Raw genomic sequence first — 12,850 nt, forward strand, 5'->3', positions numbered from 1 at the left:
TGTATTTAAATGAGTAAATTATCTAATTCGGTAGCTGATAATCAAAAAATCATTCGTTTTCTAGCCGATAACATTTTGATGATGATTATGGTGGTATTAGTTGTCATCTTAACAATAATGTCAGATAAGTTTTTAACCGTTCCTAATATCTTAAATGTATTAAGGCAGGTTTCTTTTCACGGAATGATCGCAGTTGGCATGACAATGATTATTGTACTTGCTCAGATAGATTTGAGTATAGGTTCTATTGTTGCTTTTGGTGCCGTTGTAAATGCCTTACTAATGAAAATGGGAATTCCAATATTTCCTTCTGTTATTATTGCCGTTTTTTTAAGTGGTCTTTGGGGAACATTAAATGGTTGGGTGACCGCCTTTTTTAATTTACATGCATTCCTTGTTACATTGGCAACGATGACTTTGATTCGAGGTATTACTTACACAATGACAGGGGGGTTTACAGTAAGTGGTATGCCTCAGGCATTTAAAGTCATTGGCAGTGGATCATTGTTTGGAATTCCGTTACCTATCCTTTATATGTTAGTTATTTTTGCTATCGGTATACTGGTTATGCATCGCACTGCTTTTGGACGAGCTATATATGCGATTGGGGGAAACGCAGAGGCCGCGCGTTTGTCTGGTATTAATGTTGAGCGAGTAAAAGTGATTACTTTCTCTATAATAGCGGCATTAAGTGGCTTTGCTGGAATCGTTGTCTCTTCTCGTTTAATGGCTGGTTCACCTGAGCTAGGCTTAGGGTGGGAGTTAGATGTTATTGCAGCCGTCATTATTGGTGGAACTAGCATGTTTGGTGGCCAGGGCAGATTGACTCGTACTTTTTTAGGGGTGATCTTCGTTGGGGTATTAAGTAATGGTATGGTACTTTTGGATGTATCCCCTTACATGCAACAAGTTGTGAAAGGTTTAGTTATTTTGTTAGCCGTAATATTAAATAGTATTAAAAAATAATTATATTGATGAAGGTTGTCATTCTTTAATGATAACCTTCATCAAATTAGTTTTTATACATTCAGTTGTGACATTTGGTGGAAAAATGCCAGTTATTAAGCAAGTAGAAAAAGAAACGCTCTCTGAAAAAATTATACAGCAAATTTCTGATCTTATTTATTCTGGTGAACTAAAACCAGGTGATAAATTACCAACAGAACGTGCATTAACGACTCAAATGGGCGTGACAAGAGGGCGCGTTCGGGAGGCGCTTCGAGCATTGGCTTTACTTGGTTTAATTGATATTAAAGCGGGTGATGGAAGTTATGTAGCTGATCGAAAACAAGAAAGTTCAAGTAACCTAGCCATATCTATGTTCAAGGATACGGTTGCTAGCTTTGAAGATGTATTTGAGGTTCGGGAGCTAATTGAAACGGAAATTGCCTTGAAAGCCTTTAAAAATTGTAATGTTTCTCATCTTGATGTTTTAGAAAAAAAATTCAATTTGCTGAATGATGCTAGCCGTAAGAGTTACACCGATTATATAAAAGCTCTTGAAGACTTTGATTTGTACTTGGCTTCGATGACACTTAACCCATTATATAAAGCGCTGTCACTTTCATTAGGAGACTTAAGGAAAGAAAGCTCTGAAAAACTATTAAGAGTGCCTGATGCAATGGTATTAAGTTTACAAACACGGAATAAGGTTTTTCAGGCTTTTAAATTAAATGACGAAAATGAAGTAAAGAAAGCATTAAAATCCTTCTTTAAAAAATCACGAGAATTCTATCTCACCATAAAATGATAACCTGGAAGGGTGATTATTTAAGCATGGCCTTTCATGTTTAATGTAATGCATGTCTAGTAAGGTATTTTGAATGAGTATAAAAATCACCGATGCCCATATCCACCTGTGGGATCTGGAACAAAATCATTACCCATGGTTGTCCAATGAGCAATTAACCGCGAAGGAATCGCCGGCGCTTGAATCTATAGCGCAAACATATCTTATTGAGCATTTACAAGCCGATGCTTGCATGGTTGATATTGAAGCCGTCGTGCATATTCAAGCCAGTATTGATCTCAATTCTACAATACGTGAAACGCAATGGCTGGAAGAGCTTGTTCAACATAAAACGGATATGCCTGATATGGCTATCGTTGGCTTCGCTAATCTAAGTGAGAAAACGGTTGAAAAACAGCTTGAACAGCATGCTGATTACCCTCATGTTCGCGGTATTCGACACATGTTGAATTATATCGACGGCAACCCTGAGTATTGCTGGGCGAATCAAGAGTATCTCCATAACTCAAACTGGCTGGCTAATTATGCTCTTCTAGAAAAATATGGGCTGCGCTTCGATTTAATGTGTTTTTCACACCAAATCGCAGACGTTATCCTGTTAGCAAAGAAGTATCCAAACATTCAAATTGTACTCGAGCATTCAGGTATGCCTACTTACGAAGATGCGGCTATGAACGCATGGGAAAGGAGTATGGCTAACTTATCGAAAATGGAAAATGTTACCTGTAAAATTGGTGGTTTAGGAACCATGATCCCTCATTGGGGAAAGGAAGAATCGAATCATATTTTTGATGTATTGCTAAATGCATTTGGCCCGCAGAGATTAATGTTCTCATCTAATTTTCCAACAGATCGAATGTTCTGTCGGTACGATCATGTATTCAATCATTTGCTAGGCAGTATGTCATCGCTTTCTCAATTTGAACAGGATGCCATATTAAGAACTAATGCCCGTAAAATATATGACTTCTAGTGTGTGTTTGCTCGTTTTAAATGCAATAGTATAAAATCAGCCATGGGGTTTTGCATAACTCCAGGATGACTCATTGCTTGTGAGCCTTCTAAAGAAGAACGCATTTACAAAAACACGCTCTTTACTACAAACATGACACTTAATTCTGGCTTGAGTCCTGCTTATTAGAAGCAATTGTCTAACTTAACTGTCAAACAACGCGTATAAATGGCAGTGCTATTACACAATACCGCCATTAGTACGTATTATTTGTCCATTGATCCACTCGCCGGCTGGGCTAGCTAAGAAAGCAACAATCTGAGCAATATCATTTGGTTGTCCCAGGCGTTCTAAAGGTGGCATATTGGCAAATTGTTGAATGAGCGCTTCACTTTTTCCCTCTAAGAATAGTTCTGTGGCAACTGGCCCCGGAGCCACCGCATTCACCGTGATGCCAGTGCCTTTTAATTCTTTGGAAAACCCTTTAGTGAAAGCTTCTACAGCGGCTTTTGTACCGTTGTAAATAGCATAGCCTGGTAGATTGAGTGCTAGGCTGGTACTTGATAAATTAATAATGCGACCATTTTTATTAAGTCGAGTTCCTGCTTCTCTAAGTGTATTGAAGACACCTTGTGTATTGGTAGCAAAGTGTTTTATAAACAATTCGTCAGACGTATCGACTAAAGCCTGAGTCTCTAAGATGCCAGCACTGTTTACCAGAATATCAATGCGACCAAATCGGCTTTCTATTTGATCAAACATGGCTTTGACCTCATTTACCTGAGAGACGTCTGCTCTGACGGCAAAAGCGTTTTTCCCTTCGCTTATCAACTGACTCACCAATAAATCGGCTTTATGAGAATTCGATCTGTAATTAATGGCTACGGTAACCCCGTCTTCTGCTAAATATCGTGTAATACTGGCACCAATACCACTTGATCCACCAGTAATTAAGGCAACTCTTGTTGGTGATTGTGTAGACATAATTGATTCCTCTAATAAAAAGCTTCTGAATAAAACGCATGGAAAAGAATACTTTGTTTCATTAAAAAGATAATCTCAGTATATTTGACATAACAATTCCAATTACATTAACAATTAGGTGCTGAGATTGCGGTTATGGATCGTTTTCAAGAAATGCAGGTTTTTGTCCGTATAGCCCAATGTGGTCGTTTTTCACAAGCCGCGGAAGATTTACAGATACCTAGAGCAACCGTATCTAATTTGATAAAGCGCTTAGAGCAGAGACTGGGTGTTCGTTTACTGGAACGAACAACGCGTCAAGTAAAAATGACCCCAGAAGGTAAGCGTTACTATATTCGTTGTTTACAGATCTTAGAAGACTTAGAGGAAGCCGACAGTGCATTTCAAGATTCATCTCCCAAGGGGATGTTGAGGGTCAACTTACAAGGAACTTTGGCGAAGTTTTTTGTTATGCCGGCTATTCAAAACTTTGTCTCTCATTACCCTGATATTACTTTACACATCGCCGAAGACGACCGTTTGATTGACTTGGTGAAAGAGGGGGTTGACTGTGTACTAAGGGCAGGTCATTTACAGGATTCTAATTTAATAGCAAAGCCATTGACCCATCTGGAGCAGGTCACGGTTGCTAGTCCAGATTATCTAGAAAACTATGGTGTTCCAACAACATTGGAATGTTTAAAACACCATAAGGTAGTTGCCTACTTATCGACGTCTACTGGTTTAGATACGGCTCTTGACTTCATAATTGCCGGAGAATTAAAGACAATAACGTTAGCTTCCACTGTCTCTGTTACTGGAGCGGATCTATATACGGACGCGGCTTTATCGGGTTTAGGATTAGTTCAAGTTCCACGTTATCGGGTTGAAAAAGCCTTAAATGACGGTCACTTAATATCCATTCTAGAAGAATTTCTTGTACCGACAATGCCCGTTTCTGTCCTCTATCCTCAGAATCGACACATCTCTGCAAGGGTCCGTGTTTTTCTTGATTGGTTACAGAAAAGGTTCGCTGATATCTGATTCCTCCTCCGCTTATCTTTTCTTCATCATCGTAATCATGGACGCCCAGTTGTGATCAAGGCCAAATAAGCGATGTTGCCAGTTACTGGCTTAGAAAAATCCCCGTATTTTATCTCTAACTAAATCTATCCTACTAAAACGTAAGTAAATTTGTTCGCCTAAAAAAGGCTCTTTTTGTTGAATAAGATAACAAAAAGAGCCCGCTTCTTGGTGAACGCTGAGTTTATCTTCGTTTTGCATTATGTATAGTATCAAAATACGAAGAGTGTATTTTTGATTTCCAATATTGGGTATCTATGATTAATTTAAGTAATACGTAAAAATTACGGATGATCCATACACACTTTATTTTCGCATCCAAGTTTATGATAAATTGGCATTTCGATAGATAAAAGGGTGTCTAATTAATGAAAGTTATAGGATTATTTCTTATTACTGTAGTGCTCAGTGCTTGCTCCAATAATAATTGGCAGACTGCAAGTCGTGAACCGGCAGGGATTGCTCCAGCGCCTGAAAAAGAAAAGTCAGCCGTCATTGAAGTCTATGCGGCCGATGCGTTTAGTTGGAGAGGCTGGTTTGCCGTACATACCTGGGTCGCAACAAAAGAGGCCAATGCGGCTGAATACACCGTTTATGAAGTTGTGGGGTGGCGAGTCAAAAGAGGGTTACCCGCACTGCATCAATATAAAACAACCACCCCTGATCGATATTGGTTTGGATCTAAGCCAGAAAAAATACTGTCTCTGACAGGGGAGAAAGCGGAGCGCTTAATCCCTCAAATCACGGAAGCGGTCAATCGATATCCTTGGGTGAATGAATACACTGTTTTTCCAGGCCCAAATAGCAATACTTTTCCAGAATGGGTTGGTTTACAAGTCCCTGAGCTGGGTTTAAAATTACCTTTTAGCGCCATTGGCCGTGGTTACGCGGATAACTAAGCGTGCTGGGTTAACTCAGAGTAGATTAGCTGTTTAAAAAAATACTAAAGCTTAGGAGTAAGATAATATGTCGCAGAAAAACGATCCATTCCCTAATAAAGAGCACAAAGGTCAGGAGTTTGAGAAAGCGGACATGAGCGGAGCACATTTCAATGGTGTAGACATGAGTAATGCCACGTTCTGGGCGGTACTTGAAAATGCTAAATTCAATGAATCCAATTTAAAAAAATGTGTATTTGACGATGTCAATTTAGCAGAAAGCGTTTATGAAAATGTCAATTTGAGTGGCGCAAAATACCATAATATAAATTTATCAAATTCATCTTTTCGTTATTTGAACTTATCCAATGCTGAGATTGATGATGCCAATTTAGAGGGCATGAAAATCAATGGCGTACTCGTTACAGACTTGTTTAAGTCGTGGAACAAAAACCGCTAGCAAACCACACGAATTAAACGCCCAACCAAGATAGAGAAAAATCACCAGAGCTATGAGATGATTTTGTAGGTCCTGCCTTCAGGCCGATAAAGCGCTTTTGAGTCATCCAAATTCTCTTAGAGCGCACAAAACGTGGGTTGGTCTTTAGGCCAACAAGCCGTTTTAGAGGCACGATGGTAAGCGAATTACGCCAATCGTATGAGCAAGGATCGTTATCGACGATTGAAAAGGCAACGTTGGATGGCATACTGAGTCATTACAAGGGTAAAAACTATCAGGTAGTAAAGTCTGAAGGCTCTTACTTGCCTAATACTTAGAATTCGAGTAAAAGTATTAGAAAACAAAATGGAAAAATCTAAAAACACGAAAGATTTTTAACGGTAACCTTCGTTAATAGTACCTTCGAGGAGTATAAAAAACACCTCGATTTAAACAGGGACGTTGCCAATCTTGCAAAAGCAAATCCCCTATAAATGAAGCGGCCGTTCAGCAGACGGTTATAGCCATGGCTGCGCCACTTTACCCCAAAACTCCACCACACAAAAAATGCCCTATACAGCGGCGTTATATTTTAGCCACAGCCCACTCTAAACTTAAATTTATATTTTTACGTTGAAGCATCTAAAATAACGTGTAAACTTAATTTATTAAAATTAAGTTTACGGTTTTGGCATGGCAAGAATTAGAACGCCTAAGTCTCTTGAAGAATTATTGAAAAATACTTCTCATGAAGAGTTTGTTTCCTTATTAGGTAAATTCACTCCTACTGACTCAGAGGGTAAATACCTTCACTGGGATAAGTTTATCTGGAGGTTACCAAAAGGGGTTTCTGAACAGGGTGCTTGGATTGCCACCAAACTTTCAAGAAAAGCAATTTCTAAAACTATACCTTTGGAAGCAGAAAAAGATTCATTTTTTAGTTATTGTATTCCTGACTCTTTACACGCTCAATTACATCATATAGATAAATTATGTGGTGGTGGCCATGCTATCGGCGATGGCTCTTTTATTTCAACTAAAGAAAAAGACAGATACTTAGTGAAAAACTTGATGATGGAAGAAGCCATTACTTCATCTCAACTTGAAGGTGCATCCACAACACGTAAAGTAGCTAAAGAAATGCTAGAAACAAAAAGGAAACCTATAGATAAATCAGAACAAATGATTTTCAATAATTACCTTTTAATGAAAAAAGCATTAGAAAGAAAAGATGAGTCGCTAAGCATTGAATTGATCTTGGAACTTCATGAAATAGCAACATTTGAGGCAATTGATAATGATGCCGTTCCTGGAGCTTTACGGGAAAACAATAACATTGCTGTATCTAACTTGTATAATGAATTATCACATAATCCCCCTTGCTTCACGTCTCTAAAAGAAAGGTTGAATTCATTATGTGATTTTGCAAACTCAAATCATGATGGACAAAATACAGATACATTCATTCATCCATTAGTTAAGGCTATTATATTACATTTTATGATCGGCTTTATACATCCTTTCGGAGATGGAAACGGGAGAACAGCAAGAGCTCTTTTTTATTGGTATATGCTAAGTTCAGGGTATTGGTTATTTGAGTACGTATCTATTAGTAAATTGATTCAAGAAAAAAGAAGTGACTATGATACCGCTTTTATATACACGGAAACAGATGAGTTTGACTTGACCTATTTCATCTATCATCAAGTTGATATTGTGTCAAAAGCGGTTAACTCGCTCAATGATCACATTGAATCAAAGAAAAGTGAATTCTATCAATTTATGGAATGGATAGATAAAAGCCCAATTTCAAAAAATCTGAAAAGAGGGCAATTAGAACTATTAAAAGAAGCCGTAAAACAACCCGGAAAAATGTTTATTTCCAAGCAGGTTGCTATGGAACTTGATATTAATGAAAATACAGCAAGATCATACTTAAATGGTCTAGTTGAAGCCGATCTATTAGTAGCATCAAAGAGTAAAAAGAACAAAGCAATTATATATTTGGCACCAGCAGGTCTCAGAGAAAAACTAAAAATATAACAAGAAACTATGGCGTAATTAAAGGGGTCAGACTCCTTTGCTTCTAATTTAGAGGGCATGAAAATCAATGGCGTACCGTTACAGACTTGTTTAAATTGTGGAACAAAAACCGCTAGCAACCCACACGAATCAAACGCCCAACCAAGATAGAGAACAAATCATCAGAGCTGTGAATTGATTTTGTAGGTCCGGCCTTCAGGCCGACAAAACCATCTAACACCGAAATACGTTCTTGGAACACAAAAACACTTCGTCTTTTCTGCATGCGTCACTGCCGTTGCAACGCGGAAAAGGCGCTGGTTTCCTACTTTTGTTATGTGATTGTTTTGTTAGAGAAAACTTAACTTATTGAAAATATTGGATGAACTTTATGGGTGGCTGGTATTTTGATGCTAATCGAATCAGTCTAGTAATGGAAACCATGTTGCTATTGAATACAGAATGCAGATCAAATAGTCTAATATTCCTAATAAATATAGGGAAATATTATTTGCCATGATTGAATTTCATACTGTATCAATAGTTGCTTTTTGTTTTTTTACTTTATTAAGTTTGTATTGGGTGATTGTTGCCTTAAAAAGAAAATCTCATATTAAATTCAATAACCTGGATTATTCAGAACGCCCATTTGAAGTATTACTTGACGAGCTCAGATTAAAGCAAGGCGAAATTCAAGCTAAAAGGACAGCTTTGAAAGAAAAGGTCAATGAACTCAAATCAAAAAAAGATGAAATTCAAGCCAGAAGTAAGCCTATTAAAGACAGAGCTGATAAGCTCGAATTAGGTCAAGGAAAACTTCAATTGATAAAGGCCACAGTTAAGGAGAAGAAAGAAAAGGTTAATGAATTAAATTCGACGCAAGATGAAGTTCAAGCAAGGAAGACTACTCTGAAAGCAAAGATTGATGAGGGAAGGCTTGTTATAAAAAAAGCAGAAGACTTAGAGTCAACTCTGAAAGATCAGGTTGACCAAATAGAATTAGGACTGTCTCCTCCAGTATTTAGCTACAATCACCCAGAAACTTTCAAACTTAAAATAGATGCATGTCGAGATGCTCAATACATAACCATTAAAAATGGGGACGCGACCTACGCGTCTTCTCAGTGGACATTCTTTGGTAGTGTAAGTGATGGAAATGCCATGGTAGCTGACTATAAGTCGCTTCAGCTCAAGGCTTTTAATGCTGAATTTGAAACGATAGTCAGAAAAATGCGCCATTCAACTATAGAAACTGCCAAAAATAAACTTGAAAAGCTTCATAACCAACTGACCAAGCTCGGTGAGACTGCTAATGTTGCCGTATCCAGGGATTATTTTTGGATGAAGGAAAAAGAACTTTTGGTTTGGGCTGAGTATTTGAATGATCAACAAACGAAAAAAGAGCAGCGCAAACAGGAGCGGGCTTTACTTCGAAACAATAAATTTCAATCTGGTCAAAGCGACCTTGAAAGCCTTGAAGGTGACATATCTGCTACCGAGATTGAACTACTAAAGGCTCATAAAAAGGCAGAGGAGCTAATTGGAGCAGAGCGTAAGAAGCTTGAGCGTCAGATTGCAAAAATTGAGTTACAGAAAGCTGCGCTCGAAGAGAAGTTCAGACGAGCGACTTCGCAAGCGCAACTCACCAGGAATGGTTACATCTACTGCATATCTAATATTGGCTCATTTGGTGAAGGGGTTGTCAAAATTGGAATGACGCGGCGTCTTGAACCAATGGATCGTGTGAGAGAGCTTGGAGACGCCTCAGTACCTTATAAGTTCGATGTTCACACATTGGCATTTGTTAAGGATGCGCCAGCAATCGAAAAAGCACTTCACCTGCGTTTTAATGAACATCGAGTAAATACTGAAAATCATCGAAAAGAGTTTTTTCAAGTATCTCCCGAAGAGGTTCAGGATGCTTTTGATGAAATGGGTATTGTTGCAGATTGGTTCTTTGATATTGAGGCTAAAGAGTATCGAGAATCAGAGCTTATGCGTAAAGCGTTAAAACAAGTGAGAGCTTCAGAAAAAGCTGAAGAGCCTGTTTATGACACACTACCAGAGTACATCTAGGAAGCGGTTTTATGACAAATTTAGATATTGCATTGGTTGTGATCGGTGCTGTTATTGCTATCGCGGGCAATCGTTATCTTGCCAGCATTAAAAAAAAGTATATAGACATAGAACAAGCTTACGCTGCTCTAGACGCTGAAAGTGACGAAATTAATACTGAGGAGGTTGTTGTCGACTCTGAAATCGACAAGGTCAAAACGGAAGAGATTGTTCTAGGTTCCGAAATTGAGAAGATCGAGACTGAAGAAGCTCTTGTCGACTATGAACTTCACAAGTGCAAGTCTGAAGAGGAACTAGCTGACGCTGCAATCGACAAAATCAACAATCAGGTAAATGCGTGTGTGTCGTTAGAAAATGAATATTTAGCGCTTCAAAAAAACTATCAGTCTACAAAATTATCTATTGAGCAATATCAGTCTAAAATTAAAGCGAGTAACATCAGCGTAGGCACTGTCGATAATGTTGTTTACGAGCGTAGGCACAAGCCTCAAGATTTACCGATACTGGAGGAAAAGCTAGAGCAGGCTATATGCACTTCAAAAAGCATGATCAAAAACAAAACGGCAGCAATCTGTGGATTAGGGGATTTTACCGTAAATGATCGTAAAGCGGCCGCGAAAACAATGGTCAATCGTGAAATTAAACTTCGGCTTCGCTGTTTTGATAATGAGGTATCTTCAGCAATGACTCTGGCTGACTGGAACAATATCAATCGACTCAATGAACGAGTTAACTTGGCATTTGAAGAGATCAATCAACGAGGGCGTATGATGAAGATTGAGCTCAGCGAGAAATACTTAAAAGCACGACTAGATGAACTGAATCTGTCTTATGAAGTTTCCCAGCTCAAAAACGATATTCGAGAAGAAGAAAGGGAGGAGCAGCGCATTCAACGAGAGACTGAACGAGAAGAATCTCGATTAAAGGCCTCATCAGAGAAGGCGATTGCTGATCGTGAACGCATGCAGAAGCTGGTAGAGCAGGAACTTACCAAGCTAGATTATCTGAACGAAGAGCAACGGGCTTTATTAGCTGAACATCAGGAAGAGCTCGACATACTTAAACAAAAGGAGGTGCGTGCGACCTCGATGGCGCAAATCACTCGTGCTGGTTTCGTTTATGTTATTAGCAATCCAATGTCTTTTGGTGAAGGCGTAATTAAGATCGGTATGACTAGACGACTTGATCCGAACGAACGCGTCCACGAGTTAGGGGATGCATCTGTTCCTGATACTTTTGATGTTCACGCTTACTTTTTTTGCGAGGATGCACCTGCACTTGAGAAATATCTTCACAAAACATTTTCTGAAAAACAGGTTAATCTGGTTAACTCACGCAGAGAGTTCTTCTTTCTCAAACCGGAAATTGCCATTGAAGAAGCTTTGAAGGCACCTTTTGATTCACAACGAACTCAATAGAAAATTGTTTTAATAAAAACTAATGCAGATATATATAGACACTCCTGGCTAGTCAAGGCCGAGCGCAATCGTATCACTCTCTTTAAGGGGATCTTTTACTTTTTTATTAACTGATCTTGTTTTCTTGTCGATTATAGAGCGATACGAGACATCACTTTATTGATGTTTCTTTGATCACCGTCTAGACTAAAAAAATAAAGGGGCAGATCCCTTTGCTTCCGCGATTTAAACAGGGACGTCGCCAATCTTGAAAAAGAAAATTCCCTATAAATAAAGCGGCTGTTCAACAGACTGTTATAACTATGTCTGCGCCACTGTATAACAGCTTAGTAGATATAAGACTTTGCAAGATTTGTCCATCTAGGAGAGAGTAAGTGAACGATCATTTTGAAATATGACTGGATTTCAAGCCAAATATCGGTAGCCCCGAGTGTGTATTTCTTGCAATGGCTCGGTATGTTAGTGCATTTCAACAGTTAGTTTATGTTGTGGGACAAGGGATTGATCCAGAAAGTAAGGTTTCCTGAGAACTTTCAGGTATTGAAATAGGCCTTTTGAAGAGTATCGTGGATTGCATTGGTACCTATTGTTCAACTTTATGTCGTATTCCCTCTATAATTGCAGTGCATATGGTAGACCTTGGAGAAATTGATAGAGAAGAGCAGATAGACGAGTATGTTAGTAATATTGAGGCTAAGCTGAGCGTTATACACCAACCCTTAAATTACAATGTGAGGCTTTCTATTGAAAATAATACCTATAGCAACTCTTCCCGTTTATAGATTAACTAGAGAAGAATACTATGCTAAACGTGACCAATTTTCGGAAAAAGCAATTTTTGGAGGTCATGATGGTGAATTTAAAAGAGAGTATGCAAAAAAAGATCCTATTTGGTATTCGACATATAAAATGCATTTAGACACTTCTTATGGTGGTGCTTGGGATTACAATGAAGTGATAGGTTATATTGAATTACACTTTATGGGCAATCAGGTTCTTGGCTCTTATTGGCAGGATAACAAGAAACGTTTTGTTAAAAGCCGTAAAAAGCAATTTGTTTACCAAACACACAAATTATGCGCTGAAAAAAGTTTTTCTCGTAAGTCGACTCGTGAAGAAATTTATGGTGTTGTCTTGGCTTATGTTGAGAGCTGTAGAAAAGAATTAAAGGGTCGCTATATTGATGACTCTACGCTTCTGGGGCTTGGTAAACATATAGACTGGATTTCATTATATAAAGGAGATAATAAAGGCCACTCATAACTTTAT

At 38.4% G+C, this 12,850-nt stretch carries 13 protein-coding genes; 11 read left to right on the forward strand and 2 right to left on the reverse strand.

Features of this window, described 5'->3' with window-relative positions; translation table 11 throughout:
• Positions 1–9 precede the first annotated feature (9 nt).
• The 3 genes from O1D97_RS15415 to O1D97_RS15425 all read left to right on the forward strand — a co-directional run bounded on the left by O1D97_RS15415 (position 10) and on the right by O1D97_RS15425 (position 2,723).
• Positions 10–966, forward strand: a complete 957-nt coding sequence (locus O1D97_RS15415) for an ABC transporter permease (protein ID WP_269127019.1) — start codon at positions 10–12, stop codon at positions 964–966.
• Positions 967–1,051: 85 nt separating this feature from the next.
• A complete protein-coding gene (locus O1D97_RS15420) occupies positions 1,052–1,750 on the forward strand; it encodes a FadR/GntR family transcriptional regulator (RefSeq protein WP_269127021.1) in 699 nt (232 codons plus the stop codon).
• Between the two features lie 73 nt (positions 1,751–1,823).
• Positions 1,824–2,723 carry an amidohydrolase family protein gene (locus O1D97_RS15425; protein ID WP_269127023.1) on the forward strand — a complete coding sequence of 300 codons (900 nt, stop codon included), beginning with the start codon at positions 1,824–1,826 and terminating at the stop codon, positions 2,721–2,723.
• 219 nt (positions 2,724–2,942) lie between these two features.
• Here O1D97_RS15425 and O1D97_RS15430 read toward each other — a convergent pair whose 3' ends face one another.
• Positions 2,943–3,686, reverse strand: a complete 744-nt coding sequence (locus O1D97_RS15430) for an SDR family oxidoreductase (protein ID WP_269127025.1) — start codon at positions 3,684–3,686, stop codon at positions 2,943–2,945.
• 135 nt (positions 3,687–3,821) lie between these two features.
• Between O1D97_RS15430 and O1D97_RS15435 the strand changes: the two genes are divergently transcribed.
• The 5 genes from O1D97_RS15435 to O1D97_RS15455 all read left to right on the forward strand — a co-directional run bounded on the left by O1D97_RS15435 (position 3,822) and on the right by O1D97_RS15455 (position 8,108).
• Positions 3,822–4,709 carry a LysR family transcriptional regulator gene (locus O1D97_RS15435; RefSeq protein WP_269127027.1) on the forward strand — a complete coding sequence of 296 codons (888 nt, stop codon included), beginning with the start codon at positions 3,822–3,824 and terminating at the stop codon, positions 4,707–4,709.
• A 407-nt stretch (positions 4,710–5,116) separates the two neighbouring features.
• Positions 5,117–5,647, forward strand: a complete 531-nt coding sequence (locus O1D97_RS15440; protein ID WP_269127029.1) for a DUF3750 domain-containing protein — start codon at positions 5,117–5,119, stop codon at positions 5,645–5,647.
• Between the two features lie 67 nt (positions 5,648–5,714).
• Positions 5,715–6,086, forward strand: a complete 372-nt coding sequence (locus O1D97_RS15445; RefSeq protein ID WP_269127031.1) for a pentapeptide repeat-containing protein — start codon at positions 5,715–5,717, stop codon at positions 6,084–6,086.
• A 173-nt stretch (positions 6,087–6,259) separates the two neighbouring features.
• Positions 6,260–6,403, forward strand: coding sequence for a hypothetical protein (locus tag O1D97_RS15450; protein WP_269127032.1), 144 nt, complete (start codon positions 6,260–6,262; stop codon positions 6,401–6,403).
• A 355-nt stretch (positions 6,404–6,758) separates the two neighbouring features.
• Positions 6,759–8,108 carry a Fic family protein gene (locus O1D97_RS15455; RefSeq protein WP_269127034.1) on the forward strand — a complete coding sequence of 450 codons (1,350 nt, stop codon included), beginning with the start codon at positions 6,759–6,761 and terminating at the stop codon, positions 8,106–8,108.
• A 112-nt stretch (positions 8,109–8,220) separates the two neighbouring features.
• Here O1D97_RS15455 and O1D97_RS15460 read toward each other — a convergent pair whose 3' ends face one another.
• Positions 8,221–8,373 carry a hypothetical protein gene (locus tag O1D97_RS15460; protein ID WP_269127036.1) on the reverse strand — a complete coding sequence of 51 codons (153 nt, stop codon included), beginning with the start codon at positions 8,371–8,373 and terminating at the stop codon, positions 8,221–8,223.
• 230 nt (positions 8,374–8,603) lie between these two features.
• On the opposite strand from O1D97_RS15460, the gene O1D97_RS15465 reads away from it, so the two are divergent.
• The 3 genes from O1D97_RS15465 to O1D97_RS15475 all read left to right on the forward strand — a co-directional run bounded on the left by O1D97_RS15465 (position 8,604) and on the right by O1D97_RS15475 (position 12,844).
• Positions 8,604–10,163 carry an SNIPE associated domain-containing protein gene (locus O1D97_RS15465; RefSeq protein WP_269127038.1) on the forward strand — a complete coding sequence of 520 codons (1,560 nt, stop codon included), beginning with the start codon at positions 8,604–8,606 and terminating at the stop codon, positions 10,161–10,163.
• Positions 10,164–10,174: 11 nt separating this feature from the next.
• Complete coding sequence (locus O1D97_RS15470; RefSeq protein WP_269127040.1) at positions 10,175–11,581, forward strand: SNIPE associated domain-containing protein; 1,407 nt, start codon at positions 10,175–10,177, stop codon at positions 11,579–11,581.
• Between the two features lie 744 nt (positions 11,582–12,325).
• Positions 12,326–12,844: a hypothetical protein gene (locus O1D97_RS15475; RefSeq protein WP_269127042.1), complete on the forward strand. Its 519-nt coding sequence runs from the start codon at positions 12,326–12,328 to the stop codon at positions 12,842–12,844.
• The last annotated feature ends 6 nt before the right edge of the window (positions 12,845–12,850 follow it).

It is taken from the genome of Marinomonas phaeophyticola (assembly GCF_026966905.1).
In the GTDB taxonomy this organism is placed as follows: domain Bacteria; phylum Pseudomonadota; class Gammaproteobacteria; order Pseudomonadales; family Marinomonadaceae; genus Marinomonas; species Marinomonas phaeophyticola.

Excerpts from the sequence above, each read along its gene's own strand:
- O1D97_RS15415 (WP_269127019.1), top strand. The coding sequence starts at position 10 with ATGAGTAAATTATCTAATTCGGTAGCTGATAATCAAAAAATCATTCGT.
- O1D97_RS15420 (WP_269127021.1), top strand. The coding sequence starts at position 1,052 with ATGCCAGTTATTAAGCAAGTAGAAAAAGAAACGCTCTCTGAAAAAATT.
- O1D97_RS15425 (WP_269127023.1), top strand. The coding sequence starts at position 1,824 with ATGAGTATAAAAATCACCGATGCCCATATCCACCTGTGGGATCTGGAA.
- O1D97_RS15430 (WP_269127025.1), bottom strand. The coding sequence starts at position 3,686 with ATGTCTACACAATCACCAACAAGAGTTGCCTTAATTACTGGTGGATCA.
- O1D97_RS15435 (WP_269127027.1), top strand. The coding sequence starts at position 3,822 with ATGGATCGTTTTCAAGAAATGCAGGTTTTTGTCCGTATAGCCCAATGT.
- O1D97_RS15440 (WP_269127029.1), top strand. The coding sequence starts at position 5,117 with ATGAAAGTTATAGGATTATTTCTTATTACTGTAGTGCTCAGTGCTTGC.
- O1D97_RS15445 (WP_269127031.1), top strand. The coding sequence starts at position 5,715 with ATGTCGCAGAAAAACGATCCATTCCCTAATAAAGAGCACAAAGGTCAG.
- O1D97_RS15450 (WP_269127032.1), top strand. The coding sequence starts at position 6,260 with ATGGTAAGCGAATTACGCCAATCGTATGAGCAAGGATCGTTATCGACG.
- O1D97_RS15455 (WP_269127034.1), top strand. The coding sequence starts at position 6,759 with ATGGCAAGAATTAGAACGCCTAAGTCTCTTGAAGAATTATTGAAAAAT.
- O1D97_RS15460 (WP_269127036.1), bottom strand. The coding sequence starts at position 8,373 with ATGCAGAAAAGACGAAGTGTTTTTGTGTTCCAAGAACGTATTTCGGTG.
- O1D97_RS15465 (WP_269127038.1), top strand. The coding sequence starts at position 8,604 with ATGATTGAATTTCATACTGTATCAATAGTTGCTTTTTGTTTTTTTACT.
- O1D97_RS15470 (WP_269127040.1), top strand. The coding sequence starts at position 10,175 with ATGACAAATTTAGATATTGCATTGGTTGTGATCGGTGCTGTTATTGCT.